The sequence below is a fragment of the Terrabacter sp. AAH1 genome, from assembly GCF_054456855.1.
The window spans coordinates 148910-175893 of the sequence record NZ_JBTJJV010000003.1 but is presented as its reverse complement, the minus strand read 5'-3'; the positions used below and the strand labels follow the sequence as shown (position 1 = coordinate 175893).

29 protein-coding genes are annotated in these 26984 nt (G+C 72.9%); 16 read left to right on the top strand and 13 right to left on the bottom strand.

The window, feature by feature from the left end; all coding sequences use genetic code 11:
* Positions 1-52 precede the first annotated feature (52 nt).
* Together ACXR8F_RS06910 and ACXR8F_RS06905 are read left to right on the top strand one after the other, a co-directional pair.
* Positions 53-1444, top strand: coding sequence for a sensor histidine kinase (locus ACXR8F_RS06910; protein ID WP_458799308.1), 1392 nt, complete (start codon positions 53-55; stop codon positions 1442-1444).
* Complete coding sequence (locus ACXR8F_RS06905) at positions 1441-2121, top strand: response regulator (RefSeq protein ID WP_458799307.1); 681 nt, start codon at positions 1441-1443, stop codon at positions 2119-2121. Before ACXR8F_RS06910 ends, ACXR8F_RS06905 begins: the two co-directional genes overlap by 4 nt.
* 51 nt (positions 2122-2172) lie before the next feature.
* On the opposite strand, the gene ACXR8F_RS06900 is transcribed toward ACXR8F_RS06905, so the two are convergent.
* Positions 2173-3528 (bottom strand): MFS transporter, encoded by a 1356-nt coding sequence (locus tag ACXR8F_RS06900; protein ID WP_458799306.1) that lies wholly within the window; start codon positions 3526-3528, stop codon positions 2173-2175.
* Positions 3529-3537: 9 nt separating this feature from the next.
* A complete protein-coding gene (locus tag ACXR8F_RS06895; RefSeq protein WP_458799305.1) occupies positions 3538-3954 on the bottom strand; it encodes a YybH family protein in 417 nt (138 codons plus the stop codon).
* Positions 3955-4151: 197 nt separating this feature from the next.
* Here ACXR8F_RS06895 and ACXR8F_RS06890 point away from each other — a divergent pair, with 197 nt between their 5' ends.
* The 3 genes from ACXR8F_RS06890 to purB all read left to right on the top strand — a co-directional run bounded on the left by ACXR8F_RS06890 (position 4152) and on the right by purB (position 7024).
* Positions 4152-4706: a low molecular weight protein-tyrosine-phosphatase gene (locus ACXR8F_RS06890; RefSeq protein ID WP_045189736.1), complete on the top strand. Its 555-nt coding sequence runs from the start codon at positions 4152-4154 to the stop codon at positions 4704-4706.
* Positions 4707-4732: 26 nt separating this feature from the next.
* The gene (locus ACXR8F_RS06885; RefSeq protein ID WP_458799304.1) at positions 4733-5503 is read left to right on the top strand and encodes a VOC family protein; all 771 of its coding nucleotides are present in this window, start codon (positions 4733-4735) and stop codon (positions 5501-5503) included.
* 108 nt (positions 5504-5611) lie between these two features.
* Entirely contained in the window at positions 5612-7024 is a 1413-nt protein-coding gene (purB, locus tag ACXR8F_RS06880; RefSeq protein WP_458799303.1) for an adenylosuccinate lyase, read from the top strand.
* 111 nt (positions 7025-7135) lie between these two features.
* On the opposite strand, the gene ACXR8F_RS06875 is transcribed toward purB, so the two are convergent.
* The 3 genes from ACXR8F_RS06875 to ACXR8F_RS06865 form a co-directional block, all read right to left on the bottom strand.
* On the bottom strand, positions 7136-9403 hold the full coding sequence (locus ACXR8F_RS06875; protein ID WP_458799566.1) for a heavy metal translocating P-type ATPase: 2268 nt from the start codon (positions 9401-9403) through the stop codon (positions 7136-7138).
* Positions 9404-9503: 100 nt separating this feature from the next.
* The gene (locus tag ACXR8F_RS06870; protein WP_458799302.1) at positions 9504-10535 is read right to left on the bottom strand and encodes a hypothetical protein; all 1032 of its coding nucleotides are present in this window, start codon (positions 10533-10535) and stop codon (positions 9504-9506) included.
* Positions 10532-10750, bottom strand: a complete 219-nt coding sequence (locus ACXR8F_RS06865) for a heavy-metal-associated domain-containing protein (protein ID WP_045189636.1) — start codon at positions 10748-10750, stop codon at positions 10532-10534. Before ACXR8F_RS06865 ends, ACXR8F_RS06870 begins: the two co-directional genes overlap by 4 nt.
* A gap of 176 nt (positions 10751-10926) precedes the next feature.
* On the opposite strand from ACXR8F_RS06865, the gene ACXR8F_RS06860 reads away from it, so the two are divergent.
* The 4 genes from ACXR8F_RS06860 (at position 10927) to ACXR8F_RS06845 (ending at position 14377) form a co-directional block, all read left to right on the top strand.
* Entirely contained in the window at positions 10927-11337 is a 411-nt protein-coding gene (locus ACXR8F_RS06860) for an MmcQ/YjbR family DNA-binding protein (RefSeq protein WP_458799301.1), read from the top strand.
* 64 nt (positions 11338-11401) lie between these two features.
* Positions 11402-11683, top strand: a complete 282-nt coding sequence (locus ACXR8F_RS06855; protein WP_386054373.1) for a metal-sensitive transcriptional regulator — start codon at positions 11402-11404, stop codon at positions 11681-11683.
* Positions 11684-11723: 40 nt separating this feature from the next.
* Positions 11724-11939, top strand: coding sequence for a heavy-metal-associated domain-containing protein (locus ACXR8F_RS06850; protein ID WP_045189642.1), 216 nt, complete (start codon positions 11724-11726; stop codon positions 11937-11939).
* The gene (locus tag ACXR8F_RS06845; RefSeq protein WP_458799300.1) at positions 11936-14377 is read left to right on the top strand and encodes a heavy metal translocating P-type ATPase; all 2442 of its coding nucleotides are present in this window, start codon (positions 11936-11938) and stop codon (positions 14375-14377) included. Before ACXR8F_RS06850 ends, ACXR8F_RS06845 begins: the two co-directional genes overlap by 4 nt.
* Before the next feature lie 91 nt (positions 14378-14468).
* Here the strand turns inward: ACXR8F_RS06845 and ACXR8F_RS06840 are convergent, their stop codons facing one another.
* The 4 genes from ACXR8F_RS06840 to ACXR8F_RS06825 all read right to left on the bottom strand — a co-directional run bounded on the left by ACXR8F_RS06840 (position 14469) and on the right by ACXR8F_RS06825 (position 17541).
* Positions 14469-15104, bottom strand: coding sequence for a VOC family protein (locus ACXR8F_RS06840; RefSeq protein WP_045189646.1), 636 nt, complete (start codon positions 15102-15104; stop codon positions 14469-14471).
* A 130-nt stretch (positions 15105-15234) separates the two neighbouring features.
* A complete protein-coding gene (locus ACXR8F_RS06835) occupies positions 15235-16092 on the bottom strand; it encodes a TrmH family RNA methyltransferase (protein ID WP_458799299.1) in 858 nt (285 codons plus the stop codon).
* A gap of 30 nt (positions 16093-16122) precedes the next feature.
* Positions 16123-16551: a DUF2000 family protein gene (locus ACXR8F_RS06830; RefSeq protein WP_458799298.1), complete on the bottom strand. Its 429-nt coding sequence runs from the start codon at positions 16549-16551 to the stop codon at positions 16123-16125.
* A gap of 162 nt (positions 16552-16713) precedes the next feature.
* Complete coding sequence (locus ACXR8F_RS06825; protein ID WP_458799297.1) at positions 16714-17541, bottom strand: AraC family transcriptional regulator; 828 nt, start codon at positions 17539-17541, stop codon at positions 16714-16716.
* 83 nt (positions 17542-17624) lie between these two features.
* Here ACXR8F_RS06825 and ACXR8F_RS06820 point away from each other — a divergent pair, with 83 nt between their 5' ends.
* The 7 genes from ACXR8F_RS06820 (at position 17625) to ACXR8F_RS06790 (ending at position 23447) form a co-directional block, all read left to right on the top strand.
* Complete coding sequence (locus ACXR8F_RS06820) at positions 17625-18050, top strand: VOC family protein (RefSeq protein WP_458799296.1); 426 nt, start codon at positions 17625-17627, stop codon at positions 18048-18050.
* Between the two features lie 85 nt (positions 18051-18135).
* Positions 18136-18705 (top strand): cysteine hydrolase family protein, encoded by a 570-nt coding sequence (locus ACXR8F_RS06815; protein ID WP_458799295.1) that lies wholly within the window; start codon positions 18136-18138, stop codon positions 18703-18705.
* A gap of 55 nt (positions 18706-18760) precedes the next feature.
* On the top strand, positions 18761-19249 hold the full coding sequence (locus ACXR8F_RS06810; protein ID WP_458799294.1) for a DedA family protein: 489 nt from the start codon (positions 18761-18763) through the stop codon (positions 19247-19249).
* Between the two features lie 35 nt (positions 19250-19284).
* Positions 19285-20031, top strand: coding sequence for a response regulator transcription factor (locus tag ACXR8F_RS06805; RefSeq protein WP_458799293.1), 747 nt, complete (start codon positions 19285-19287; stop codon positions 20029-20031).
* Entirely contained in the window at positions 20028-21440 is a 1413-nt protein-coding gene (locus ACXR8F_RS06800; protein WP_458799292.1) for a HAMP domain-containing sensor histidine kinase, read from the top strand. The genes ACXR8F_RS06805 and ACXR8F_RS06800 overlap by 4 nt, the downstream gene beginning before the upstream one ends.
* A 54-nt stretch (positions 21441-21494) precedes the next feature.
* Positions 21495-22229: an NADPH-dependent F420 reductase gene (locus ACXR8F_RS06795; RefSeq protein ID WP_458799565.1), complete on the top strand. Its 735-nt coding sequence runs from the start codon at positions 21495-21497 to the stop codon at positions 22227-22229.
* Between the two features lie 174 nt (positions 22230-22403).
* Entirely contained in the window at positions 22404-23447 is a 1044-nt protein-coding gene (locus tag ACXR8F_RS06790; protein WP_458799291.1) for a TerC family protein, read from the top strand.
* Between the two features lie 48 nt (positions 23448-23495).
* Here ACXR8F_RS06790 and ACXR8F_RS06785 read toward each other — a convergent pair whose 3' ends face one another.
* The 4 genes from ACXR8F_RS06785 to ACXR8F_RS06770 all read right to left on the bottom strand — a co-directional run bounded on the left by ACXR8F_RS06785 (position 23496) and on the right by ACXR8F_RS06770 (position 26976).
* Positions 23496-24116 (bottom strand): hypothetical protein, encoded by a 621-nt coding sequence (locus ACXR8F_RS06785; protein ID WP_458799290.1) that lies wholly within the window; start codon positions 24114-24116, stop codon positions 23496-23498.
* A gap of 72 nt (positions 24117-24188) precedes the next feature.
* Positions 24189-25415 carry an RNA polymerase sigma factor gene (locus ACXR8F_RS06780; protein WP_458799563.1) on the bottom strand — a complete coding sequence of 409 codons (1227 nt, stop codon included), beginning with the start codon at positions 25413-25415 and terminating at the stop codon, positions 24189-24191.
* 155 nt (positions 25416-25570) lie between these two features.
* On the bottom strand, positions 25571-26002 hold the full coding sequence (locus ACXR8F_RS06775; protein WP_458799561.1) for a YciI family protein: 432 nt from the start codon (positions 26000-26002) through the stop codon (positions 25571-25573).
* Between the two features lie 65 nt (positions 26003-26067).
* On the bottom strand, positions 26068-26976 hold the full coding sequence (locus ACXR8F_RS06770; protein ID WP_052677171.1) for a hypothetical protein: 909 nt from the start codon (positions 26974-26976) through the stop codon (positions 26068-26070).
* Between the last annotated feature and the right edge of the window lie 8 nt (positions 26977-26984).

Below are 26984 nucleotides of genomic sequence, written 5' to 3'. Positions count from 1 at the left end.
TCCCACTGCAGGGCGTCTTTACTGAGAGTTGACGCTAGTTGGAGGTGGTCGCATGGTCGTCCAGCCAGGGGACCGTCTCGGCCTCCTCCGCGCGAAGGCGGAGCTGGTCCTTCGCGGCGGTGACGAGCGCCCCTCGGGTGACGTCGTCCTCCACCCACGGGGGGAGGCTGGTGACTTCCCCGACATGGTCACCTCGACTGCGTTCCGACCGCCCGGCACCCCGGGCGGACCACCGACCGGCCACCGCAGCTGGCGGCCGCCGGCGGTCGACGTGGTCATCGCCGTCGTCGTCACCGCGCTCACCCTCGTGAGCTACCTCGACCAGTCGTCGCTGACCCTCGAGGGCGACGACTCCGACCAGCACTACAACCTCCCCGACGCGGTCGGGGAGGTCGAGATCCTGCTCGGCATGTCCGTGTTGCCCTGGCGCCGCAGGCTGCCCGCCGTCGTGCTCGTCGTGAGCGTCGGCACCACGTTCCTGCGCTACTGGCAGCGCTACTCGGTGGCCGCCCTCCCGTTCGTCGTAATCATCGCCGTGTACACGACGGCGCAGCTGTGGCCGCTCGCACGGTCGGCCTGGTCGTTGTTCGTCGTGTGCGCGGTCATGGCCGTGGGGGTCCTCGTGTTCCTCAGCCCGGGCGACTACGAGGAGGCGCTGACCGAGGTGACCACGCTGGTCTGCGCGTGGTCGCTCGGCCGCGGTGTCCGCCTCCAGAAGGGCCGCACGCAGCTGCTCGAGCAGCACGCCCGCCTGCTCGAGGACCGCGCCGCTCAGCTCGCCCGCGAGCGCGCCACGCTCGCCGCGCTGTCGTCCGCACGCGAGCGCGCGACGATCGCCCGCGAGCTGCACGACATCGTCTCCAGTGACGTCGGGGTGATCGTGCTCCGGGCGTCCACCGCCCGTCGGGGCCTGGAGGGGGAGGCCACCGCCGTACGCGACGCGCTCTCCTCGATCGAGTCGCTCGGCAAGAGCGCGCTCGCCGACATGCGGCGCCTCGTCGGGGTGCTCCACGCGGAGCCGGGGGACGCCCTCCCGACGACCTCCCCCCGCCTGGGTCAGCTCGAGGGTCTCGTCGACAGCGTCGTCCAGGCGGGCACCGTCGTCCGCCTCGAGGTCACCGGCGAGCGGCGGCCGCTCTCGCCCGCGATCGAGCTCAACGCCTTCCGGATCGTGCAGGAGGGCCTGAGCAACGCCCTCAAGCACGCGGCCGGGTCACCCGTGGAGGTACGCGTCGACTTCGGCACCGAGGTCCCCGGCGTCCTGCGCGTGGTCGTCCGCGACCACGGCGGTGGGCGCAGCCAGGTCGGGTCGTCCGGCCGCGGACTGGAGGGGATGCGACAGCGGGTCGCCTCGGTCGGGGGGACCATCCTGCTGGGCCCGGCGGACGGCGGCGGGTTCGTCGTCGACGCACGCCTGCCGATCAGCGCCGGCGGTGCCGCGTGAAGATCCGGGTGCTCGTCGCCGAGGACCAGCCGCTCATGCGGACCGCCCTGCGTGACTGCCTCGAGACCGGCTCCGACATCGAGGTGGTCGCCGAGGCGGGCAACGGCGAGCAGGCCGTCGAGCTGGCCCGCACCAGCGCACCCGACGTGGCGCTCATCGACATCCGGATGCCGGTGATGGACGGCATCGAGGCGACCCGGCGGATCGTCCACGGCTCCGGCGACTCGCCGCGGGTCATCGTCATGACGACCTTCGACCTCGACGAGTACATCATCAGCGCGCTGCGGGTCGGCGCGAGCGGCTTCCTGCTCAAGGACGCGACCGCGGAGGAGCTGCTCCAGGCGGTGCACACCGTGGCAGCCGGCGATGCGCTGCTGGCCCCGGGCGTCACCCGCAGGCTGCTGGATCTCTACGCCCGGTTCCTGCCCGTGCCCTCGAACGCGACCCCCGAGACCGACCTGACGCCCCGTGAGCTCGACGTGCTCAAGCTCGTGGCCCGCGGCCAGACCAACGCCCAGATCGCCGAAGGGCTCTACGTGGCCGAGAGCAGCGTCAAGACCCACATCGGTCACCTGCTCGTGAAGCTGCGCGTACGCGACCGGGTGCACCTGGTCATCCACGCGTACGAGACGGGGCTCGTGCAGCCGGGGACCCTGCCCCCCGCGACCGTCGAGTAGCCGCGAGCAGCCCAGCAGTCCGAGTGGCTCGGGCAGCCCGAGCCCCCTGCGTCAGGGACGCGGGTCGAGGGCGTCGTAGTCGCGGAACGACGGGACCCGGGCGACCGTGACGACGACGAGCACCACGACGAGGACGCCGCCGACGACGGACGGCACCCACGTCGCCGCCGTCAGGGTGGCCACCGTGCCGGCGAACATCTGACCCAGCCGTGGCCCGCCGGTCACGACGACGGTGAAGACGCCCTGGGTGCGCCCCCGCAGCTGGTCTGGCACGGCCGACTGCAGGATCGACTGGCGGAAGATCGCGCTGATGTTGTCGGCGCCACCCGAGACGGCGAGGCACAGGGCCGCGCCGGCGAGCGCCCACCGGTTGACGTCGCCGAAGTCCATCGACGCGACGGCGGAGCCACTGAGGGTCGTGACCGCGAGCACGGTGCCGAAGGCGAGGATGCCGAGGCCGTACGCGACGATCGAGTCGCGGATCGCCCTGCCCTGCCAGCGCAGCCCGGTCACCCGCCCCGAGCCGAGGCTGGAGAGGATGCCGCCGACGGCGAACGACGCGAGGAGGATGCCGGCCGTCACCGAGCCGCCGCCGATGACGATGGCGCCGACCGCCGGGAAGAGCACCATGGGCTGCCCGAAGGTCATCGCGATGATGTCGACGACGAAGCTCATGCGGACGTTCGGCGCCCGGCGCAGGTGCGCGAGCCCGTCGACGACCGACCGGAACCCCCCGGCCGCCGGCCGGTCGCCCTCGGGCCGGATGCGGGGCAGCGTCCAGAGGCCGAAGAACCCGGCGAAGAAGAGGATGACGTCGATCGTGTAGGTCCAGGCGTAGCCGGCGCGGGCGACGAGCACCCCCGCGACACCCGGCCCGACCGTCACCATCACGCCCGCCGAGATACCAAGCAGCGCAGCGGCTTTCGGCAGCTGCTCCTTGGGCAGCAGCCGTGGGGTGATCGCCTGCCGCGTCGCCGACGCGATCGTCGCGGCGACGGCGTTGACCGTCGTGATGACGTAGAACATCCAGACGTGCTCGGCCCCGAGCCACGCGACCGTCGCGAGGACCACGGTCGAGGCCCAGGCCACGGTCGACGCGGACAACGCGACGGTGCGCCGGTCGAAACGGTCGGCGATCGCCCCGCCGTAGAGCCCGGCGACGACCATCGGGAGCAACGAGAACCACGCCACGAGCGAGACCATGAAGGTCGAGCGCGTCAGGTCGTAGATGTGCAGGCCGACGGCGGTGTTGGTGACGAAGGTGCCGATGCCGGCGAGGGTGTTGCCGAACCACAGCCGCGCGAAGGCGGGGCTGACACGCAGCGGGGTGAGGTCGATGAGGTGTGACCGGCGCCCGGGTGCGGCGGCCTCGACACGGGTGTCCGGTCCGGGGGAGGCGTCAGTCACAGAGCGACGCTACGCCACGGCGAGGGGCGCCGAGTCGACGGGCAGGCACGCCGGGACGCCGCGCAGCCGCGAGCCATCGCGCACCCACACCCACCGCCCGTCAGACGTGCGACGCGCGACCTGGGTGCGCACCGAACCGTCGCTGCACGACGACGTGGTCATCGCGAGGTCACCCGCGACGACGGCCCGCGACAGGACCGCGCCGTCGAACGGCCCGAGGGCCTCGGCCGCGAGCGCCGCGGCGAAGGCTGCGCGGATCGCCTCGTGCCCGGCCGCCTCGCGGCCCAGCGGCAGGCTCACGACGGCGTCGGCGGCATACAGCCCGACGATGCCGTCGAGGTCACGGGCCAGCGCGAGCTCGACGAAACGGGCCTCGAGCGCCTCCGGGGCGCCCGTCCCCTGTGCCGCCTGCGGTGTCGTCGTCATGCGAGGACCATGTCATCCCCCACCGACACCGGCCCCGACACCGGCCCCGACACCGGCCCCGACACCGCTCGTCCGCCACTGCGACGGGGCGCGCAGCCACCCCGCCACCGGGCCGTGCACGACTGTCCGGAATGTCCGGTCGACGAGTCGGATCGCTTCGGCCTTCCCGCCGACGTTCGCGGTGTTCAATGGGGATCATGTCGCCTCGCCCCGTCCACGTCACGTTCGTGTGCAGCGGCAACATCTGCAGGTCGCCCATGGGTCACGTGATCCTCCAGCGGATGGTCGACGACGCCGGTCTGCGCGAGCACGTGACGGTCAGCTCGAGCGGCACCGGTGACTGGCACGTCGGCGAGCACGCCGACCCCCGCACCGTCGCCGAGCTGGCCCGGCACGGCTACGACGGCAGCCGGCACCGCGCTCGCGAGTTCGACCCTGCCGAGTTCGACGACGTCGACCTCGTGCTGGCGTCCGACGAGGGACACGTGCGCACGCTCCAGCGGCTGGCCCGCACGGAGGCCAACCGCCGCAAGATCCGGCTCGTGCGCGAGTTCGACCCCGAGGCGGTCGCGGCGGGCACCCTCGAGACCGGCGACCCCTGGTACGGCGGCGAGGACCACTTCGCCCGGTGTTTCGTTGAGGTGGAGGCGGCCTGCCGTGGCATCCTTCACCACGTCAGGGACCAGCTGGACCGCCGGCTGGACGGTCGACCGGGCGTCCTCGACGACCGGCCTGAGACCGGTCGGCCCTGACCCCGACGCGAGACCCGAGCCTGACTGTGCCCGACTATCCCTATGGATCCCCTTGCTGGGTCGACCTGCTCGTCAGCGACGTCCCCCAGGCGAAACGCTTCTACACCGAGCTCTTCGGTTGGCAGTGGATCGCCGGCGACGCCGCCACCGGCGGCTACACGATGGCGTTGCTCGACGGCCACCCCGTCGCCGGGATCAGCCGCAAGCCCGACAACGCCCCGATCCCCAGCCAGTGGACCACCTACCTGCGCGTCGGTGACATCGACGTCGCCGCGCAGGCCATCAACACCTACGGCGGCCGCACGATCGGTCGGCCCGTCCCCCTCGGCGCCCTGGCGAGCACCCTCATCGCCGTCGACCCCGGTGGCACGTACTTCGGGGTGTGGCAGCCGCGCGACCTGCCCGGCAGCGGCCTCCTCGACGAGCCCGGGTCGCTGACGTGGAACGAGCTGCTGACCCGCGCCTACGACCAGGTGCAGGCGTTCCAGCACGCCGTCTTCGGCCACGAGTTCACCGACGAGACCGAGCCCGACGGCCCGCGCTGGTCGACCGCGCACACGGGCGACGGCAACCCGGCATACGGCCTCTCCGAGATCAGCGACGACTGGCCGGCGACGATCCCCTCCCACTGGGTCGCGTCGTTCGCCACGCACGACGTGGACCGTTCGCTGGAACGGGCCCTCGTCAACGGCGCCACCGTGCTGCAGCCGCCGTTCGACGGGCCGTTCGGGCTCGGTGCCGTGCTGAGCGGGCCGGAGGGAGAGGTCTTCTCACTCCTCGTGCCCGACCTGGACTGACGCTCGCACAGACCGGTGGCGTATGCCGTGTGGCCGGGACTGCACGTCGCCTCCCGAGCGCGGCGGACGGCATACGAACCACTCCTCCCGCTCTGGGAGGATGTCGGCATGGCTTCGCTTGCTGACGCAACCCCGCCCATCGCGCTCGGGGCGCTCGACGGCCGCTACCGCGCCGCCGTCGCGCCCCTCGTCGACCACCTCTCCGAGGCGGCCCTCAACCGGCAGCGCGTGCACGTCGAGGTCGAGTGGCTCGTGCACCAGACGACCAACGGCGTCGTGCCGGGTGTGCGCAAGCTGAGCGACGACGAGGTGGCGGCGCTGCGCGCGGTCGTCGAGGACTTCGGACCCGACGAGGTGGCCGAGCTCGGCGAGATCGAGCGGGTCACGGTGCACGACGTCAAGGCGGTCGAGTACCTCCTCAAGAAGCGCCTCGCCGAGATCGCCCCGGCCGAGGCCGACAAGGGCCTCGCCGAGCTCATCCACTTCGGCTGCACGAGCGAGGACATCAACAACCTCTCCTACGCCCTCATGGTCAAGGGCGCCGTCGAGCAGGTGTGGCTGCCCAAGGCGCAGTCGCTCGTCGAGCAGGTGTCGCAGATGGCGCGCGAGCTCAAGGACGTCCCGCTGCTCGCCCACACCCACGGCCAGCCGGCCACGCCGACGACGATGGGCAAGGAGCTCGCCGTCCTCGCGCACCGTCTCGGCCGTCAGCTGCGGCGCATCGACAAGCAGGAGTACCTCGGCAAGTTCAACGGCGCCACCGGCACGTTCGGCGCCCACGCGCTCGCGCTGCCCGATGTCGACTGGCCCGCCGTGTCGCGCGCCTTCGTCGAGGGCCTCGGCCTCACGTGGAACCCGCTGACGACCCAGATCGAGAGCCACGACTGGCAGGCCGAGCTCTACGCCGACGTCGCGCGCTTCAACCGCATCCTGCACAACCTCTGCACCGACGTGTGGACCTACATCTCGATGGGCTACTTCGCCCAGGTGCGCGGCCAGGGCACGGTCGGCAGCTCGACGATGCCCCACAAGGTCAACCCGATCCGCTTCGAGAACGCCGAGGCCAACCTCGAGGTGAGCAACGCGCTGCTCGACGTGCTCGGCGGCACGCTGGTCCAGAGCCGTCTGCAGCGCGACCTCACCGACTCGTCGATGCAGCGCAACATCGGCACTGCGTTCGGGCACTCGATGCTCGCCCTCGACAACGTGGCGCGTGGCCTCGCCGGGCTCGACGCCGTGCCCGAGCGCATGGCCGCCGACCTCGAGGCCAACTGGGAGGTGCTCGGCGAGCCGATCCAGTCGGCCATGAGGGCCCTTGGCGCGCAGGGCGTTCCGGGCATGGAGGAGCCCTACGAGCGGCTCAAGGAGCTGACCCGTGGCCGCCGCGTCGGCGGCGATGAGGTGCGCGAGTTCGTGCGCGGCCTCGGGCTGCCGGCAGACGTCGAGGCCCGCTTCGTCGCGCTGACCCCGCAGACCTACACCGCGCTGGCGAGCCGCCTCGTCGACGACCACCTCGCCTGACGGCCTGCGCCCCGGTTCCCGGCCGGACGCACGAACCCCGCCCCGAGCGGGCCACCCACGCAGGGTGGCCCACCGCGAGGCGGGTTCGTGCATCGACGGGGGGATCCCCCTTCAGGCGCCCGGGCGGAAGCCGCGCAGGCGCAGGCTGTTCGTCACGACGAAGACCGACGAGAACGCCATCGCCGCGCCCGCGAGCATCGGGTTGAGCAGACCGGCCGCGGCCAGCGGCAGGGCAGCGACGTTGTAGGCGAAGGCCCAGAACAGGTTGCCCTTGATGGTCGCCAGCGTGCGCCGCGAGAGCCGGATCGCGTCGGCGGCCACGCGCAGGTCGCCACGCACGAGCGTCAGGTCGCCGGCCTCGATCGCCACGTCCGTGCCGGTGCCCATCGCGAGGCCGAGGTCGGCCTGGGCGAGCGCCGCGGCGTCGTTCACGCCGTCGCCCACCATGGCGACGACCCGGCCCTCGTCCTGCAGCTGCTTGACGACGTCGACCTTGCCGGCAGGCAGCACCTCGGCGACGACGTCCTCCGGGGCGATCCCGACCTCGGCGGCGACGGCGCGCGCGGTCGCCGCGTTGTCGCCCGTGAGCAGCACGGGCCGCAGGCCCAGCCCGCGCAGCCGGCTGATCGCCTCCGCCGACGTCGGCTTGACCGTGTCGGCGACGACGAGCACGCCCTGCGCCGTCCCGTCCCAGGCGACGACGACCGCCGTGCCACCCGACTCCTCGGCCCGCCGCATCGCGGTGGCCAGCTCGACCGGCATGTCGACGCCGCGCCGCTCCACGAACGACGCGCGCCCCACGACGACCTCGTGAGCCGCCCCGTCCACGGTCACGACGCCCCGGACCCCGAGGCCCTCGCTGTTCGCGAAGTCCGTCACGGTCGGCAGGCCCGCCGACCCGTCCAGCCGGTCGCGGGCGCCCGACGCGACGGCCCGGGCCACGGGGTGCTCGGACGCGTCCTCGACGGCGCCCGCGAGCAGCAGCACCTCGTCGGCCGACGCGCCCCCGGTCGGCACGACGTCCCGCAGCTGCATCCGGCCGGTCGTCACCGTGCCCGTCTTGTCGAGCACGACGGTGTCGACCCGGCGCGTCGACTCCAGCACCTCGGGCCCCTTGATGAGGATGCCCAGCTGGGCCCCGCGGCCGGTGCCGACCATGAGCGCCGTCGGCGTCGCGAGGCCCAGGGCGCACGGGCAGGCGATGATGAGAACCGCGACGGCTGCGGTGAAGGCGGTCGCGGTCCCGTTCCCCGTGCCGAGCCAGTAGCCGAGCGTCGCGACGGCGATCGCGATGACCACCGGCACGAAGATGCCCGACACCCGGTCGGCGAGCCGCTGAACCTGGGCCTTGCCGTTCTGGGCGTCCTCGACGAGGCGGGCCATCTGGGCGAGCTGGGTGTCGGCGCCCACCCGGGTGGCGCGCACGACGAGGCGGCCACCGGCGTTGACGGTGGCGCCGACGACGGCGTCTCCGGGGCCGACGTCGACGGGCACCGACTCGCCCGTGAGCATCGACGCGTCGACCGCCGACGAGCCGTCCTCGACGACGCCGTCGGTCGCGACCTTCTCGCCCGGCCGGACGACGAACCGCGTTCCGGCGGTGAGGGACCCGACCGGCACGCGCTCCTCGACCTCACGTCCGTCGAGACCGGGCCGCAGGACCGCGACGTCCTTGGCACCCATCTCGAGCAGGGCCCGCAGGGCCGCGCCGGCCTGCCGCTTCGAGCGTGCCTCCGCGTAGCGTCCGGCGAGCAGGAACGTCGTGACACCGGCCGCGACCTCCAGGTAGAGGTTGCCCGAGCCGTCGGAACGCGCCACCGTCAGCTCGAACGGGTGCACCATGCCGGGCGCGCCGGCCTCGCCGAGGAAGAGGGCCCACAGCGACCAGCCGAACGCCGCGATCGTGCCCATCGACACGAGCGTGTCCATCGTCGTGGTGCCGTGCCGCAGGTTCGTCCAGGCCGCGCGGTGGAACGGCCACGCTCCCCAGACGACAACGGGCGCCGCCAGCGTCAGCGAGGCCCACTGCCAGTAGGTGAACTGCAGCGCCGGCGCCATCGACATCGCGATGACCGGAACGGTGAGCACCGTGGACACGAGGAGGCGCTCGCGCAGCCGACGCACGCGGTCGTATGCCGGGTCGTTCCCCTCGGCGCCCACGCCGGCCTCGTCGCCCTGCCCCTGCGACGTCGTCGCCGGCGGCGCCGGCACCGTCGCGCCGTAGCCGGCCTCCTCGACGGTGCGGACGAGGTCGGCCACCGAGACGGTGTCGGGCACCGTGACGCGCGCCTTCTCGGTCGCGTAGTTGACCGTCGCGGTGACGCCCTCGAGCTTGTTGAGCTTGCGCTCGATGCGGTTGGCGCACGAGGCGCAGGTCATGCCCGTGACGTCGAGCTCGACCGTCGCGTCGGGCAGGGTCGGCGCGCCAGGAGCCCCGCTGGCGTCGGGGAGGCGCAGCGAGGCCAGGACGGGCGTCGGGTCAGTGGCCGTGGCCATCGGAGTCTCCTGTCTGCGTCGGCTCGGAGGTGGGGGCAGTCGCCGGCTCGGGCGCGGGGGCCTTGGCGGCCTCGGCGGCCTCGGAGGCCGTCACGACGAACGAGGCGGTGCGCACCACGCCGTGGTGCTGGAAGTCGAGGTGGAGGCGGTAGCCGCCGGCGCTCGGCACCGTCGTGTGGAAGACGACCTCGGGGCCGGCGGTGGTGCGACCGTCGCCGGGCTCGCCGTCCGGGTGGACGTGCAGGTAGGCGAGGTCGCCGTCGCGGAGGGCGACGAGGTGGCCGTACGCGCCGAGGTAGGGGTCGAGGTCGGTGACCGGCCGGCCGTCCTTGGTGACGGTGAGGCCTAGGCGGGCGTCGCGGCCCGCGACGAGGTCGCCGGTCAGCGTGACGGTGTAGCCGTCGACGACGGCGGTGCGCGAGACCGGCGCCGCGCTGACCGGCGTGAAGGCGCCGGCCACGGACAGGTCGCTGCCGAGGGTGAGCGCCTCGCCGCCCGAGGCCTTGAAGTCGGCGAAGAGCCGCCACGTGCCCGGTGTCAGGTCGAGGGCCGTCGTCCACGTGCCGTCGGCGGCGAGCGTGGGGTGGACGTGCTGAAAGCCGCTCTGGTCGCGGCGCACCGCGATGAGGTGCAGCCGCTTCTCGTGCTGGACGTCGAACGCCGTGACCGCGGTCCCGCCCGGCCCCGTCACGGTGAAAGACACGGGGACGGCCCGGCCCGCGACGGCAGTCGCGGAGGCCAGGCGCAGCGCGTAGCCGTCCTGGGCGACGGTGAGCCCGCCGGGCAGCGCGGACGAGACCGGCGACCCGGGCTCGGAGCCGGCCGAGCCGTGACCGGTGGTCGAGGCGGCGCCGTGCCCGCCCGCTGCATGGGGAGCAGCAGTAGTCGTGGCATCGGTGGGCCCGACGGCCGAGCCGACCGCAAGGGCCCCGCCGAAGAGCGCGCCCAGGCCGAGCACGAAGCCGGCGACCCGGGACGGCGTGCCCAGCCGGGCGACTCGCTCGCCGACGCTCATGACGCACCCGCGAGCTCGTAGCCGGCCTCCTCGACGGCGGCGCGCACGTCCGCCTCGTCGACGACGCCGACGGAGGTCAGGGTGAGCCGGCCGGTCTCGAGGTCGACCTCGACGCGCTCGACCCCGGCGAGAGCACCGACCTCCTCCGAGACGGACGAGACGCAGTGGCCGCACGTCATCCCGACGACGGTCCAGGTGCTGGTGGTCTGGCTCATGGTGGTGGTCCTTCCGGCTGCGATGAGGTTTCTGTTTCGATACCCGCGGGGGGTATCTCGATGTCACCATAACCCATGCCGCGCATACCCGCCAGGGGTATCTGGGGGCCTTCGGCCCGACGGCAGGCCGCGTCGCTCCTGTCGCGCGCGTGCGCTCCCGGCTACCGTGCTGTGGCATGGCGCCATCCCGCAGGGCCCGGTTGGCCGATCTCGACGAGATCGCCCTCTCCCTGCCCGAGGTCACGCGCGACCCACCCAAGGGCGGCCGGCCGGCATACCAGGTCAGGGGCAGGACGTTCGCGTTCGCCAGAGGCCCCCGCAAGGACGCCTTCGACCCCGAGACCGGCGAGCTCTACGACGACGTGCTGGCCTTCTCGTGCACGGCGGAGGACAAGGAGGCCATGGTGGGTGACGACGCGAGCCCGTGGTTCACGACCGCGCACTGGAACGGCTACAACGCCGTGCTCCTCCTCGAGCGCGACCTGCCGAAGGTGACCGTGGCCGAGCTGCGCGAGGTGCTCACGGACGCCTGGCTCACCAAGGCGCCGAAGCGGCTCGCCGCCACCCTCACCGAGGAGCAGAGGTGAGTCGCGACGTGGTGCGGAATACCCCACCTGGGTATGCTGTTGTCGACGGAGAGGAGGTGGCGACGTGCCCGGATACACCGGCAGCAAGGACGACTACCTGAAGCGGCTGCGCCGCATCGAGGGGCAGGTGCGCGGCGTGCAGAAGATGGTCGACACCGACACGTACTGCATCGACATCCTGACCCAGGTCAGCGCCATCACCAAGGCGCTCCAGGCCGTCAGCCTCGGCCTGCTCGAGGACCACGTGTCCCACTGCGTCGTCGACGCCGCCCGCGAGTCCGACGAGGCCGCCCAGGAGAAGGTGCGAGAGGCCGCCGACGCCATCGCCCGCCTCGTCCGCAGCTGAGGCACCCCAGAACCGAGCCCGACCGCCGAGGAGGCACCCGATGAGCACCCAGACCGAGATCACCGTCGCAGGCATGACGTGCGGGCACTGCAGCGCAGCGGTCAGCCAGGAGCTGTCGGCCCTGCCCGGCGTCATGGCGGTCGCGGTCGACCTGCACCCCGGCGAGGACTCTCCCGTCACCATCACGAGCGAGGCCCCCCTCGACCCGGTGGTCGTCGCCGACGCCGTCGCCGAGGCGGGTTACAGCGTCCGATGACCGAGGGGCGGGCACCGGTGACGCCCGACGAGCGGCCCCCTGAGGAGGTCCGGCTCGCCATCACCGGCATGACCTGCGCCTCCTGCTCCGCGCGCATCGAGCGCAAGCTGTCCAAGGTCGCCGGCGTCGAGTCCGCGACCGTCAACCTCGCCACCGAGAAGGCCCTCGTCTCCTTCTCGGCACCGGTCACCGTCGACCAGATCGTCGCCGAGGTGCAGAAGACCGGCTACGGCGCCACCGTCGTCGGTGCCGCCACGTCCCCGAGCCCGTATGCCGCCCCGTCCGAGACCGCGCGCCCAGCGGCGGGTGCCTTGCTCGAGAAGCTGCGCGCCCAGGAGCTGGCGCGGCAGAAGGTCCGCCCCGACCGGCCCGCCAGGACGACCACGACGAACGCGCGCGGGCCGCACGCCGCGCCCGGCAGCCCGTCGGGTTCCGCTCCCGACGGCGGAGGCCGCCACGACCACGACGGGCACGAGCGGCACGACGCGCAAGACCCCGCCGACCACCTCGAGCACACCCCGGCCCAGGACGTCATCCGGCCGCGCCTCGTCGCCGCGGTGGCGCTCACCGTTCCGGTGCTGGTGCTCGCGACCTTCCTGCCCTCGCTCGCCGCGAGCCCGTGGCTGCAGCTGCTCCTGTCGACGCCGGTGGTGCTCTGGTGCGCCTGGCCGTTCCACCGCGCCGCCGCCGTCAACGCCCGCCACCTTGCCTCGACGATGGACACCCTGGTGTCGCTCGGGGTCGCGGCGGCCTACGGCTACTCCGTCGTCGAGCTGCTGACGGGCACCGGCGACGAGACGCACCTCTACTTCGAGGTGGCCGCCGTCGTGACGACGTTCCTGCTCGCCGGCCGCTTCCTCGAGGCGCGCGCCAAGGACTCCGGCAAGGACGCCCTGCGCTCGCTGCTCGACCTCGGCGCCAAGGACGTCGCGGTGCTGCGCATCGACCCGCAGACCCGCACCACGAGCGAGACCCGGGTGCCCGTCGAGCAGCTCGTCGTCGGCGACCAGTTCATCGTGCGCCCCGGCGAGAAGGTCGCGACCGACGGTGTCGTGCTCGACGGGTCCAGCGCCGTCGACGCCAGCCTGGTCACGGGCGAGTCCACCCCCGTCGACGTCGGCCCGGGCGACGCCGTCACGGGCGGTTCCGTCAACACCACCGGGCGCATCGTCGTCGAGGCCCGCCGGGTCGGTTCCGAGACGATGCTCGCCGGCATCCAGCGGCTCGTCGAGACCGCGCAGACGGGCAAGGCCAAGGTGCAGCGGCTCGCCGACCGCGTGTCGGCCGTCTTCGTCCCGGCCGTCCTCGCCATCGCGCTCGTCACGTTCGTCGCCTGGCTGGCGACCGGCCACGACCTCTCGCGGTCGCTCGCCGTCGCCGTGACCGTGCTCATCATCGCCTGCCCCTGCGCGCTCGGGCTCGCGACGCCGACCGCGCTGCTCGTCGGCACCGGCCGCGGCGCGCAGCTCGGCACCCTCATCAAGGGTCCCCAGGTGCTCGAGGACACCCGCCGCGTCGACACGGTCGTGCTCGACAAGACGGGCACCGTCACCACCGGTGAGCTGCGGCTGCGCCGCATCGCGGTGCGCGGCCGGCTTTCGAAGAAGGCCGCCCTCACTGCTGCGGCGGCGGTCGAGCAGGGCAGCGAGCACCCCATCGCCCGGGCGATCGTCGACGGCGCGGCACTGGCCCGCATCGACCTGCCGCGCATCCGCGACTTCCAGTCCAACCCCGGCGAGGGCGCGAGCGCCCGCATCAAGGACACCGAGGTGACGGTGGGCAAGGCAGCACTCTTCGAGAGCGTCGACCCCGCGCTCGTCGAGCACGCCTCGCGCCAGGCCGGCACCACCGTCTTCGTCGGCTGGGACGGCGTCGCCCAGGCCGCCCTCACGGTCGAGGACACCGTGCGCGACACGTCGAAGGCCGCCATCGACCGCCTGCGCGCGCTCGGCCTGACCCCCTACCTGCTGACCGGCGACAGCGCCTCCAACGCGCGCAGCGTCGCCGAGCAGGTCGGCATCCCGTCCTCCCACGTGCGCTCCGACGTGATGCCCGCCGACAAGCACCGGATCGTCACCGAGCTGCAGCAGCAGCACCAGGTGGTCGCGATGGTCGGCGACGGCGTCAACGACGCCGCCGCGCTCGCGCAGGCCGACCTCGGGCTCGCCATGGGCTCGGGCACCGACGTCGCGATGGACTCCGCCGACATCGTGCTCGTGCGCACCGACCTCGACGCGGTCGCAGACGCCATCGGTCTCTCGCGGCAGACGCTGCGCGTCATCAAGCAGAACCTCGCCTGGGCGTTCGGCTACAACACGGCTGCGATCCCGCTCGCCGCCTTCGGGCTGCTCAACCCGATGGTCGCCGGCGCTGCGATGGCTCTCTCGTCCGTCCTGGTCGTCACGAACTCGCTGCGCCTCAAGCGCTGGCCCCGCTGACCGGCGTCCGCCCTGCCGGGTCGTCTCGCAACGACGAACGGCGGCCACCCCCGTGGGGTGACCGCCGTCGCGTGCGAGCTGAGGGGCTGGGTCAGATGGTGACCTTGCCGTCGGGGGTGTCGAAGGTGACCGACAGCAGGCCGGGCGTGCCGTGCGGCGCGACGAACGTGAAGTCGATGCCGCCCTTGTCGAAGGTGTCCTCCGGGCCGAGCCACTCGCGCACGCGCTTGGGGTCACCGGCGATCTGGAGGTTGTCGATCGAGACGGCCGTGTCGGCACCCGCCGACGGGTGGACCGTCATGTCGTCCCACTCGATGAAGTAGGGCACCTGCGGGTCGGCCATGAGGCCCTTGATGCCGAGCTGGCGCCACTTGAGCTCGGTGCCGTCGGGGCGGTGCCGGTTGCCCGGGACCGACTCGCGGCCGAGGCGCTGCTCGACGACGGAGATGTCGTCGACCGCGACGACCCACCCGAGCCAGCCGCCGCCGGCCTCGGACGCAGCGCGCACGGCCTGGCCGAACGGGGCCTTGTCGGACGCCGGGTGGTCGAGCACCTCGACGACCTCGAGGTAGTGGTCCTTGGCCAGGGGGAAGATCACGTTGCGCGTGCCGAAACGGGGGTGCACCCCGCCGTCGACCGCGGGGACGCCGATGAGCTTCGACAGCCGGTCGGCGGTGGCCTTGAGGCCACCGGCCTCTGCTGCATAGGAGACGTGGTCAACTCGCATACAAGACATCGTGACACACGCCAAGGGGTGCTCTTGACCACCCCTCCCCTGCCCCTCGACGCCCACCTCACGCGTCACACGCGCGTAACCCGGCCGTCATCGCGTACGCCGTCACGCCACCTCGGGAGGGTCAGCGCAGGTCGCGCTGGCGCACCGCCTCGTAGAGCACGATGGCGGCGGAGGCTGCGACGTTGAGGCTGTTGGCCTTGCCGTGCATGGGGATCCGCACCCGGTGCGTGGCAGCCTCGAGGAGGGTGCGGTCGGCGCCGTGCTTCTCGCTGCCGACGGCGACCGCGACGCGGCCCGTGTAGTCGACGTCGGTGTGGAGCAGGTCGGTCTCGGGGGTCGTGACGACGAGGCGGATGTCGTTGACCTCGAGCCATGCGACGGCGTCGGCGGTCGTCGCGCTCGCGGCGGGCACGGCGAAGACCGTTCCCTTGCTCGCGCGCACGACGTTGGGGTTGCCCCAGTCGGTGACGGGGTCGGCCGCGACGACGGCGTCGACCCCGGCCGCGTCGGCGGTGCGGAGCATGGCGCCGAGGTTGCCGGGCTTCTCGACGCCCTGGCTGAGCAGGGTGAGGTGGTCGGGTCCGTCGACACGCAGGTCGTCGAGCGTGACGCCGACGCGGTCGACCACGGCGAGCAGACCGTCGGGCCCCTCGCGGTAGCTGACCTTCTCGAAGGCGCCACGGCTCAGGTGCACGACCTCGACGCGGTCGTCTCGCAGCCGGGCGAGCAGGTCGGTCTGGTGACCGATGTCCTGGCTGCCGGCGCGGCCCGCGGGGCTGAAGAGCTCCTCGCAGACGTAGACGGTGCCCGGTCGCACCCCGGCAGACAGGGCGAGGCCGATCTCCTCGTAGCCCTCGACGAGGGTCTGCCCCGTCTCCTCGCGGGTGCGGCGGCGGCGCAGGCCGAGCAGGCCCTTGAGGCGGGGGTTGGCGGCCGACGTGATGGTCAGCTCGCGGGAGGGGTGGGTCGGGTTCGTCATGGCAGGCCCAGCATCGCATCCGCCCGCACGTCAGGGGTGCAGGCGCGAGCCCTTGAGGATGCGGTCGACGGCGTTCTTCGGGCCGTGCAGCGCGAGGCCCACGAGGTCGAGGTGGGCGGTCGGCACGGCGGCGACGGCCGCGCGGTTGTCCGCGTCGTGGCCGGTGGCGAACATGTCGCGCGTGTAGACGGCCACCGGGGTGCCGCGGCGCAGGGCACGCTCGTGCGAGGCGGTGACGGCTGCGGCGTCGCCCTCGAAGACGAGCACCGGCATGCCGAGCAGGGGCAGGTAGGTGCGGCCGTCGGCGTCGGCGTACGGCTCGCCGACGAGCTCGGGGTGCGCCGCCGTCACGCCGCTGACGAGGAACGCGGTGACGTTGAGGCGCTGCCAGGCCTCGAGGTCGTCGCGCACGATGACGGCGATCTTGGTGTCGAACGGCGGGGTCAGCAGGTCACTCATGCCTCGATCGTCCGGCCGGGGCAGGGTCGCGTCTTGTACGTCGTTGATGTCATGCCAGATCGGTCACGAGATCGCGCAGGTGGAGTCGTCTCACGCCAGCGAGCGCCCGATCACACGCCCGAGCCCGTATGCCGCACGGCAGGGTCCTCGACGCCCGTGGCGTCAGGCGCTGCGTTGGTAGCGGGCCGGCGTCATGCCGAGGAACCGTTTGAAGTGGCGCGTCAGATGGGCCTGGTCGTAGAAGCCGGCCTCGGTCGCGACGAGGGCCGCGGGCACCCCGTCGCGCAGCCGGCGACGTGCGAGGTCGAGCCGGCGACCGACGACGTACTGGTGCGGTGCGATGCCGTACGCGTTCACGAAGGAGCGCACGAGGTGTGCTGTCGTGACCCCGAGGGAGGCAGCCACGGCTGCCACACCGTCGGTGCCCACCGGGTCGGCGTCGAACGCCTCTCGCGCGAGTGCCGCCACGCGGCCGGTACGCGCGCCGCGCGCGGACGCCGAGAGGGACGCCGCGGGGGACGCAGGCTCAGGCGCCCGGCATACGAGATGGGTGGTGAGCCGCTCGACGACGAGGGCCAGGCGCGACTCGGCCTCGAGGTCGTCGCGGGCGACGAGGGCCCGGTCGAGCAGTGACACCGCGTGCCGCAGGTCGGCGTCCGGCACGAGCGGCGCGTCGACGGCGCGGCCCACGAGGGCCGGTGCGATGACGTCCTCCTCGAGGTAGACGACGCGCTTGCGGAAGCCGCCGGCGGTCAGGGCCCGGCCGTCGTGCACCACGTGCGGTGGCAGCAGCGTGACACCCGAGCGGACCGCAGTGTGGTCGTGCCGGTCGAGGTCGTAGCCGATGACGCCGTCGTCGACGACGAGCAGCGTCCACGTGTCGTGGGTGTGACCCGGGTAGGCGTGGTCGTGCCACTGCGCGTGGAAGACCTCCGCGACGCCCGCGACCGCGGGCCGCCACGAGACCGTGCGGTCGGTCAGGGGCTCCACAACGGCACGGTAACCCGGTCGAGCCGGTACGGGCTCCTAGGCTGGACGCGTCCGCGTACGGCCGGCTCGAGCGAGGAGCGTCGATGACCGAAGAGGGCTACCCACGGCTCATGCACACGGCGCTCGACACCGAGGACGCCCGTGGCCTGGCGGAGTTCTACCGCGAGCTGCTCGGGCTGCACTACCGGCCGGGCGACGAGCCGCCGCCCGACGGCAGCGACGACGACTCGGACTGGCTGGTGCTGCTCGACGCCGACGGGGTGCGACGGCTGGCGTTCCAGCAGGTCGACGCACCGCTACCGCGCGCGACGTGGCCCGCGCACGACGTGCCGATGCAGCTGCACGTCGACTACGCGGTGCCGACCTTCGCCGAGCTCGAGTGGCACCGCGACCGGGCGCTGGCCCTGGGCGCCGAGCTGCGGCTCGACCGCACGGCTGACCCCGACGAGGCACTCGTCGTGCTCGCCGATCCGGCGGGGCACCCGTTCTGCCTGCTCGTCGCCGGCTGAACCCGGCACTCGCTGACCCGGCGCCCGCTGAACCCTCGGTCTGCTGCGCCGCCGCGGTGTCGGTGCCGCGGCGTAGCGTCGGACCATGACGACCCTCGAAGGACGACCCAACACCGCGCTCCTCGTCATCGACGTGCAGAACCAGGTCGTCGCCGACGCGTGGGACCGCGACGGCGTCATCGCCCGCATCGGCTCGCTCGTCGAGAAGGCGCGCAACGAGCACGTGCCCGTCATCTGGGTGCAGCACTCCGACGAGAACATGCCCGTCGACTCCGACGGCTGGCAGTACGTCCCCGAGCTGGCACGCGAGGAGTCCGAGCCGGTCGTGCACAAGCGCTTCGGTGACTCGTTCGAGGACACCAACCTCGAGTCGCTGCTCGCGCGGCACGAGGTCGGCCGCGTCGTCGTCACCGGGGCGCAGACCGACGCCTGCATCCGCTCGACGCTGCACGGCGCGCTCGTCCGGGGCTACGACGCGACGCTCGTCGAGGACGCTCACACCACCGAGGACCTCCGGCAGTGGGGCGTGCCCGTCAGCCCCGAGCAGGTCATCGCGCACACCAACACGTACTGGAGCTGGTCCGAGGCTCCCGGTCGCAAGGGCGACGTGACGCCGGCGGCCGAGGTCGACTTCGGTACGCGTCGGGGCGGGTGAGCGAGGCAGGCACCTCGGTGCCCGACGGGTGAACGGTCCGGCCTAGGGTGTGGGCATGCTCGACAGGCTGGCCGAGCTGCCCTTCTGGCAGGCGTTCCTCGCGCTGTTCGCGAGCGCCATGGTGCGCTCCAACGGCACCTACTGGGTCGGCCGTGGCGCGATCGCGAGCTGGCGGCGCTACCGCGGCGCGCACGGCGAGCCGACGGCGCGCGCCGAGGCGTTGCTGCGCCGGCTCGGGCCGGCCGCGGTCACCCTCTCCTACCTCACCGTCGGCATCCAGACCGCGATCCACCTGACGGCCGGCGTCATGCGGATGCCGCTGCGTTGGTACGTGCCGGCGGCGGTCGTCGGCTCCGTCGTGTGGGCGGTGCTCTACGCGACGGTCGGGCTGGCCGTCGTGCAGGCCTGGCTCGCGGCCGAGGCGGGCTCGTGGTGGGGCGTCGCGCTGGTCGCGCTCGCACTCGTCGGTGTGGTCGTCTGGGTCGCGGTCCGGCGCCGGCGCGCGTCCTCACACGATCCTGACGTGCGCGTGACGCCGGTGTGACTCGGCGAGAGGTCCGCCTCACTACGCTGCGAGACGTGCCCAGCGTGCCCGGCCCGAGCGCCGATCCCGGCCGCGGCCTCGTGCTCGTCGTCGAGGACGAGCCCGCGATCGCCGACGTGCTGCGCCTCAACCTGCGCGCCGCCGGCTACGGCGTCGAGGTCGTCGGTGACGGGGCCGCCGCGCTCGAGGCGACCCGCACCCTCCGGCCGAGCGCCCTCGTGCTCGACATCGGCCTGCCGACCCTCGACGGCATCGAGGTGTGCCGGCAGCTGCGGGGCCGGGGCGACTGGACCCCGGTGCTCTTCGTGACGGCCCGCGACGACGAGGTCGACCGCATCCTCGGCCTCGAGCTCGGCGCCGACGACTACATCACGAAGCCGTTCTCGCCGCGTGAGCTCGTGGCCCGACTGGGCGGCGTCCTCAGGCGGACGCGAGGGGATGCCGGTGCGCCGGACGTGCTTCGAACAGGTGACCTCACCGTCGACCTGACCAGCCACGAGGTGCGCGCCGCCGGTCGAGAGATCGCCCTCACCGCCACGGAGTTCGACCTGCTCGCACACCTGATGCGACGGCCGGGCGTCGTCTTCACGCGCGAGCAGCTGCTCAGCGACGTGTGGGGCTATGCCGCCACCGCGGGTGGGCGCACCGTCGACGTCCACGTCGCGCAGGTCCGAGCCAAGCTCGGCGACGCCAGCCCGATCCGCACCGTCCGCTCCGTCGGGTATGCCGCCGAGCGGCCACCCCGGGACGGTGGCCCGGGTGCCCGGTCGGGCACGTCGTGAGCATCCAAGGACAGCACGCACAGCCCGGGCGGCCCGGGCGGCCCGGCGGGTCGCTGTCGCGGCGGATCGTCCTGCTGGCGGTGGGGATCGCCGTCCTCACGGCTCTGCTCGCGGGCCTGCTGGCCGTGGGGCTCACGCGCACGTCGGCCGACGACAGCGCCCGGCGCACGCTGGCACAGATCGCCGACGCCGCTGCCGACCGCGCCGACGCCGGTGTCGTGGCGCGCACCTCGCAGGCCCGCACGGTGCGCACCCTCGGAGTCCTCGGCATCGAGTCGGCGAGCGTCGGGCGCGGTGGAGCCGTCACCTCGACGAGCCGGATCGCCAGGCAGGCGCTGACACCGGCGCGGCAGCAGCAGCTCCTCGCAGGGGGGCGGGTGTCGGCTCGCGACGACATCGACGGCACGGCCGTCCTCGTCGAAGGCCGGCCGACCGACGCCGGCGGGATCGTGCTCGTCCAGCGGCGCAGCGACGCCACCGCCGACTCCGACCGGCTCGTGCGTCGGGTGCTCCTGGCCCTCGTCATCGCCGTGGTCGTCGCCGTCGTGGTCAGCGTCGCCATCGCGCGGCGCCTGTCGAGGCCACTGCGGCGCACCGCCGACGCCGCCCACGCGCTGGCCGCCGGGCAGCGAGAGGTCCGGGTGCCGGTCGAGGGCCCGGACGAGGTCGCAGAGGTCGCGAGCGCCCTCAACACCCTGTCCGGGTCGCTGTCGCGTTCCGAGGCCCGGCAGCGCGACTTCCTCCTCTCCGTCTCGCACGACCTGCGCACGCCGCTCACCGGCATCAGCGGCTACGCGGAGTCGCTCGCGAGCGGGGTGGTCCCGCCGGACGACACGGCCAGGGTCGGCGGCGTGGTGCTCACCGAGGCGAAGCGGCTCGAGCGGCTGGTCGGCGACCTGCTCGACCTCGCCCGCCTCGGCGCGGACCAGCCGAGCGTGGCCCCGGAGCGCACCGACCTCGTCGCCCTCGGGCGTGAGGTCGAGTCGGTCTGGGGGCGCCGGTGCGGCGCCGTCGGGGTGCCGTTCACCCTCGTCGCCGGCGCCCCCGCCGTCTGGACCGTCACCGACCCTGCACGCGTGCGCCAGCTCGTCGACGGCCTGCTCGAGAACTCCCTGCGTGTCACCCCGACCGGACGGCCGATCGTCGTCGAGGTGCGGGCCGAACCGCAGGCCTACGTCGTCGAGGTGCGCGACGGGGGCCCGGGCCTCACCGACGACGACCTCACCGTCGCCTTCGAGCCGTCGGTGCTGCACGAGCGCTACCGCGGGGTGCGGCCGGTCGGCACCGGACTCGGCCTCGCCATCGTCGGTCGGCTGGCCGAGGTGCTCGGCGGCACCGTCGAGGCCGGGCACGCAGCCGAGGGCGGCGCCCGTTTCACCCTGCGCCTCCCCCACCCGACCACCCTCTGACGGCTCACCGTCGCGGACGCGGCAGACGGCATACGCCAGAAGGCCCTCCGGCCGATCCCGCGGAATGTCGACCACGCCTCGACGGTTGACCACCCCATGACCACCTGGGGATTCATCGGAAGCGGCAACATCGGCAGCACGGTGGCCCGGCTCGCGGTCGCGGCCGGACACGACGTCGTGCTCAGCAACAGCCGTGGCCCCGAGACCCTCGCCGACCTCGTCGCAGAGCTCGGCCCCGGCGCCAGGGCCGCGACAGCGCGACAGGCGGCGAGCGCCGGCGACATCGTCGTCGTGACGATCCCGCTCAAGGCCTACCGCGAGGTGCCCGTCGACGAGCTCGCCGGCAAGGTCGTCGTCGACACGATGAACTACTACCCGCAGCGCGACGGCCACATCGACGCCCTCGACGACGGCTCCACCACGAGCTCCGAGCTGCTCCAGGCCCACCTGCCGGACTCGCACGTGGTCAAGGGCTTCAACAACATCTTCTTCCAGCACCTGCGCGACCTCGCCCGACCCGGGGACGCGGCGGGCTCCGACGAGCGCAGCACCCTCGCGGTCGCGGGCGACGACCCCGCGGCCAAGGACACCGTGCGCCGAGCGCTCGACGCGCTCGGCTACGACACGCTCGACCTCGGCCCGCTCGCCGAGGGATGGCGCACGCAGCCCGGGCAGCCGGCGTACGGCACGCAGTACGCCCTCGACGCGAACGACTGGGCCGCCGGCGCACGCCGGGTGGCAGGGGACGAGCTCGCCGGGCTCGCTGCGCAGGCCACCCGCGAGGCCTGAGCGACCACCCTGGACAAGGTATTTGGGCGCCGGCCGGAGGGCACCTAGACTGGGCGCCGAGGGGAGTACTTCCTCGCGCGTTCCGGTCAGTACGGCGGTCCCATGGCTGCCCCGGTCCGCGGCCGGCATCGCCGGTGAAGGAGACCTCAGACGTTCATCGTTCTGAGGAGACCCATGCTCACTGCCCTGGCGCCCGCCGCCACTGCACCCGTGGCCCCCACCGAGTCCATCGGCTCACCCACCCTCTGGATCGCGACGATCGCCGGCGTGCTCGCCCTCTTCGTCGTCGACTTCCTCATCACCCGCCGCCCGCACGACCCGAGCATGCGCGAGGCGCTCGGGTGGTCGGCCTTCTACATCGCCATCCCCCTGCTCTTCGGCGGCTGGCTCTGGTGGCAGTACGGCTCGCAGCAGGGAGTCGAGTACTACACCGGCTACATCGTCGAGAAGTCACTCTCGGTCGACAACCTCTTCGTCTTCATCATCCTGCTGTCGGCGTTCGCCGTGCCGCGCGAGCTGCGCCAGCGGGTGCTGCTCATCGGCGTCGCCGGGGCCCTGGTGCTGCGTGGCATCTTCATCGCCCTCGGCGCGCAGATGATCGCCAGCTTCTCCTGGACGTTCCTGCTCTTCGGCGCGATCCTGCTCGCCACCGCGATCAAGGTCGGCCGCGACGCGCTCTCGCACGCCGACCACAGCATCGACGTCGACCGGCTGCGCAGCGTCACGCTGATCCGCCGCTTCTACCCCGTCACCGACGCGTATGCCGGCACGAACCTCACCGTCCAGCGTGACGGTCGGCGGGCCCTGACCCCGCTGGCGCTCGTCGCCGTGGCCATCCTCGGCACCGACATCGTCTTCGCCATCGACTCGGTGCCCGCGGTCTACGGCATCACCGGAGACCCGTACCTCGTCTTCGCGACCAACGCGTTCGCCCTGCTCGGCCTGCGGGCGCTCTACTTCGTGCTCGAGGGCGCGCTCGCCAAGCTCGTGCACCTCGGCCACGGCCTGTCGCTCATCCTCGCGTTCATCGGCGTCAAGCTCGTGCTGCACTGGGCGCACGGCGTCTGGCCGGGCGTGCCGGAGATCCCGACGTTGCTCTCGCTGGGAGTCATCGTCGGCATCCTCGCCGTCGTGACGGTGACGAGCCTCGTCTCGAACCGGCGAAGCGACGGTTCCGGCGACCACGACGACGAGCCCGCCGAGGTCACGAGCCACTGAACGCCCAGCGACCCGCACCCGGCCCGTCACGGGCCGGGTGCGGCGGCCTCAGCTCGTCGCGCTCGGGGTGGGGGACGCGGCGGGCGTGGCGGTCGTAATCCTGAAGACGACGACGCGTGCCGCCGGGTTCGTCGCACCGACACCGGCGACGAGCGCCTTGGCGCCCACCTTCACGCCACCGATCGACGACGCCGACCCGTGGCCCTTCGCCCGTTCGCGCACGACAGTGTCCTTGGCGACCGAGTACGTGAGGGAGAAGCCGTCCTTCGCCTTGACCGTGATCGAGGTCGGGGAGACCGCGGTGACCTCACCCCGCACGGCCTGGTGCGTGACGGGACCGCTCGCCCCGTCCGTCACCCAGCTGGCGTGGAGGGCGCGAAGGAGCTTGGCGCGCAGACCCTTCCGGTCGCCCGAAGCCCGGGCACCGTCTGTCGTCGCCGGGGTCTCGAGCGTGGCGCTGACGAGGTCGATGGTGTCGCCGTCGGCGGCCGCCTGGCCGGCAGGTGCCGCGCCGGGCTCGACCGCCGCACCGATGGCGCTGCTCGCCGTGCCGGTGGCGTCGGTCTTCGAGCACGCACCGAGCGCCAGGCTCGCGAGCACGAGGACGGCCGCACCGAGGGCGGTGGTGGAACGCTTGAGGCCGGTGGTCCGGCGGATGTCGGTGTTCATGACGCCTACGCTCGCGCACGCAGGTGAAGGCCCGGTCCGGGTCGTGTTCGGATCGTGTTCGGGCCCGCTCCGTCAGGCCTCGCCGGCAGCCCTCCTCAGCAGCAGCGCCTTCTCCGCGTCGTTCTGGGCCATCTCTGCGGCCCGGGCGAACTCGGCCCGGGCCTCCTCGTCACGCCCGAGCCGCGCGAGCAGGTCGCCGCGCACGCTCGGCAGCAGGTGGTAGCCCTCGAGGGCGTTGGTCGCGACCAGCGCATCGACGACGACGAGCGCGTCGGCCGGTCCGTCGGCATACGACATCGCCACCGCGCGGTTGAGGTCGACGACGGGCGAGGGTCGCACCGTGCCGAGCCGCTCGTAGAGCGCCACGATCTCCGACCAGTCGGTCTCCTCGGCGGTGCGAGCGCGGGCGTGCACCGCCGCGATGGCCGCCTGGAGCAGGTACGGGCCGGGGGCCGACCCGGCTGCGGCGACGAGCGACGACGCGCGGTCGAGGCCCGCGAGGGCGTGCCGGATGAGTCCCCAGTCCCACCTCGTGCGGTCCTGGTCGAGGAGCAGCACCGGCTCGCCGTCGCGCCCGATGCGGGCACGCGTGCGTGACGCCTGGATCTCCATGAGCGCGAGCAGCCCGTGCACCTCCGGCTCGCCGGGCGCGAGCGCGGCCAGCACCCGACCAAGGCGGATCGCCTCCTCCATCAGGTCGCCGCGCACCCAGTCGCGGCCCGACGTGGCGGCATAGCCCTCGTTGAAGATGAGGTAGACGACCTCGAGCACCGAGGCCAAGCGGGGTGCGAGGTCGGCGCCGGACGGCACCTCGATGGTGACGCCGTCCTGACTCAGCGTCTTCTTCGCCCGCGAGATGCGCTGCCCGATCGTCGGCTCGCTGGTGAGGAACGCCCTGGCGATCTCACGGGTGGTGAGTCCGCCGATCATCCTCAGCGTCAGAGAGATCCGCGCCTGGGCCGTCAGCGCGGGGTGGCAGGCGGCGAAGACGAGACCGAGCACGTCGTCGTCGATGTCCTCGAGGGCAGCGTCGAAGTCGGCCTCGGCCAGGTCGGCGACCCTCAGCTCCTCCATGTGCCCCACCTGCTGCAGCTTGCCCGCGAGGTTGACGTCGCGACGGATGCGGTCGATGGCCCGCCGCCGCGCCGTCGACGTGAGCCAGGCGCCGGGCTTGCTCGGGATGCCGTCGCGCGGCCACTGCTCGAGGGCCTGCACGAAGGCGTCCTGCGCGAGGTCCTCAGCCAGGCCCACGTCTCCGACGACGCGGGCGACGACGGCCGTCACCTTGGCCGCCTCCATGCGCCAGACAGCGGCGAGCGTGCGCTGCACGTCGTCGGGAGAGACGGCGTACGCCTTCGCCTCGGTGGGCGCGGAGGGGTCGTCAGGGATGGCCTCGGTCGACACCCCGCCACTCTGGCACGCCTCGTGAGCGCCGGGGTGGCGGGTCGCCTCGTTCAGCCGGCAGCGGCGTTGCGGGCCGCCTCGGCGCGCATCTGCTCCTCGCGCTCGATCATCTCGGGCGTGAGCACGTCGGCGAAGTCCTCGGGGGCGTAGACCTGGCGCAGCTCGAGCGCCTGCCCCGCGTCGGGAGCGCACGAGACGGGCCACTTCTTGAGCCACTCGAGCGCCTCCTCGCGCGAGCTGACGTCGATGATCGTGAAGCCGGCGATGAGCTCCTTGGCCTCGGCGAACGGCCCGTCGGTGACGACCCAGTCCCCGTCCTCGTAGGTGACCCGGGCACCCTTGGCCGACGGGTGCAGTCCCTGCCCGTCGACGAAGACGCCGGCCTTGAGCATCTCCTCGTTGTAGGCCTGCATGTCGGCGAACTGCTGCTCGGACCCGCTGAGGCCCTGCTCGGTCTCGCCGTTGGACGGGACGATGATCATGAAGCGCACGGTGTACTCCTCCGTCGGTGCGGGACCATTCCCGCGTCACCCCTACGTCGAACGGCTCAGCCCTGCTTCGACACGGCTCTCAGCTTTCCCGCGAGGGTGCGATAGAAGTCGACGTTCCGCAGGTAGCGGTAGTGGTCGGTCGCCAGGGTGCCCGCCGCGAAGAAGGCCGAGTCGTCGACACCCTCGATGATGCCCTCGGCGCGGAAGCTGAGCAGGTCGGCGTGGTCCCACACGTTCCACCAGCCGCCGAGGTGCTGCGAGGGCGGGTAGGCCGTCGGGCCGGGTCCGCGGTCGGTCGCGCTCTCGAGGAAGAGCCCGAGCTCCTCGAAGTAGCCGACCTGCGACGCCGCCGCACACCAGAAGTCGATGCGCACGCCGTGGTGCTCGGGCATCCGCGGCAGGAAGTGGGTGACGATGTCGTAGACGACCTGCCCGCCCATGCTGTGCGTCAGCACGACGAGGGGCTCCTCGCGGCTCTCGGCGGCGAACGCTGCGGCCTCGAGCCCGGCGAGGACGCGCTCGACGATGGGCCCGGGGGCCTGCGCCGTGCCGCGCGTCGCGACGTAGGTCATGACGTCGCCGAGGAAGACCGGGACGAAGTCCTCCACGGGGCGACGCAGCGTCGTGGCCATGTCGCGCAGGCGACGGATGCCGCGTGGCTCGTTCCCGGCAACCGCCTCGAGCCCCTCCTCGACCGCCTCCACCGCGGCGTCCGGCAGGTCCTGGGGGCGCGAGACGAGGGACCGGCCGCCGAAGGCGAACTGCGCGCCGAGGTCGCCCCAGTAGACGCGCATGATCGGCACGCCGGCGGGGTCGCTGGAGATCGCCGGCGCCACGTGCTCGCGGAGGTGGCCCTGGATCGTGGGCCAGGCCACCTCACCGAATGCCCTGGTGGCGCGGGCGAGCTCGGGCGGCTGCTCGTCGACGTCGCGCACGGCCACGCCGTGGACGAAGACGATCGGCACGCGTACGC

What these genes read in the sequence shown, in the direction of transcription:
- ACXR8F_RS06910 (WP_458799308.1), top strand. Translation starts at nt 53, where the DNA reads ATGGTCGTCCAGCCAGGGGACCGTCTCGGCCTCCTCCGCGCGAAGGCG.
- ACXR8F_RS06895 (WP_458799305.1), bottom strand. Translation starts at nt 3,954, where the DNA reads ATGACGACGACACCGCAGGCGGCACAGGGGACGGGCGCCCCGGAGGCG.
- ACXR8F_RS06890 (WP_045189736.1), top strand. Translation starts at nt 4,152, where the DNA reads ATGTCGCCTCGCCCCGTCCACGTCACGTTCGTGTGCAGCGGCAACATC.
- purB (WP_458799303.1), top strand. Translation starts at nt 5,612, where the DNA reads ATGGCTTCGCTTGCTGACGCAACCCCGCCCATCGCGCTCGGGGCGCTC.
- ACXR8F_RS06875 (WP_458799566.1), bottom strand. Translation starts at nt 9,403, where the DNA reads ATGACCTGCGCCTCGTGCGCCAACCGCATCGAGCGCAAGCTCAACAAG.
- ACXR8F_RS06870 (WP_458799302.1), bottom strand. Translation starts at nt 10,535, where the DNA reads ATGAGCGTCGGCGAGCGAGTCGCCCGGCTGGGCACGCCGTCCCGGGTC.
- ACXR8F_RS06865 (WP_045189636.1), bottom strand. Translation starts at nt 10,750, where the DNA reads ATGAGCCAGACCACCAGCACCTGGACCGTCGTCGGGATGACGTGCGGC.
- ACXR8F_RS06860 (WP_458799301.1), top strand. Translation starts at nt 10,927, where the DNA reads ATGGCGCCATCCCGCAGGGCCCGGTTGGCCGATCTCGACGAGATCGCC.
- ACXR8F_RS06850 (WP_045189642.1), top strand. Translation starts at nt 11,724, where the DNA reads ATGAGCACCCAGACCGAGATCACCGTCGCAGGCATGACGTGCGGGCAC.
- ACXR8F_RS06845 (WP_458799300.1), top strand. Translation starts at nt 11,936, where the DNA reads ATGACCGAGGGGCGGGCACCGGTGACGCCCGACGAGCGGCCCCCTGAG.
- ACXR8F_RS06840 (WP_045189646.1), bottom strand. Translation starts at nt 15,104, where the DNA reads ATGCGAGTTGACCACGTCTCCTATGCAGCAGAGGCCGGTGGCCTCAAG.
- ACXR8F_RS06835 (WP_458799299.1), bottom strand. Translation starts at nt 16,092, where the DNA reads ATGACGAACCCGACCCACCCCTCCCGCGAGCTGACCATCACGTCGGCC.
- ACXR8F_RS06830 (WP_458799298.1), bottom strand. Translation starts at nt 16,551, where the DNA reads ATGAGTGACCTGCTGACCCCGCCGTTCGACACCAAGATCGCCGTCATC.
- ACXR8F_RS06820 (WP_458799296.1), top strand. Translation starts at nt 17,625, where the DNA reads ATGACCGAAGAGGGCTACCCACGGCTCATGCACACGGCGCTCGACACC.
- ACXR8F_RS06815 (WP_458799295.1), top strand. Translation starts at nt 18,136, where the DNA reads ATGACGACCCTCGAAGGACGACCCAACACCGCGCTCCTCGTCATCGAC.
- ACXR8F_RS06810 (WP_458799294.1), top strand. Translation starts at nt 18,761, where the DNA reads ATGCTCGACAGGCTGGCCGAGCTGCCCTTCTGGCAGGCGTTCCTCGCG.
- ACXR8F_RS06790 (WP_458799291.1), top strand. Translation starts at nt 22,404, where the DNA reads ATGCTCACTGCCCTGGCGCCCGCCGCCACTGCACCCGTGGCCCCCACC.
- ACXR8F_RS06785 (WP_458799290.1), bottom strand. Translation starts at nt 24,116, where the DNA reads ATGAACACCGACATCCGCCGGACCACCGGCCTCAAGCGTTCCACCACC.
- ACXR8F_RS06780 (WP_458799563.1), bottom strand. Translation starts at nt 25,415, where the DNA reads ATGGAGGCGGCCAAGGTGACGGCCGTCGTCGCCCGCGTCGTCGGAGAC.
- ACXR8F_RS06775 (WP_458799561.1), bottom strand. Translation starts at nt 26,002, where the DNA reads ATGATCATCGTCCCGTCCAACGGCGAGACCGAGCAGGGCCTCAGCGGG.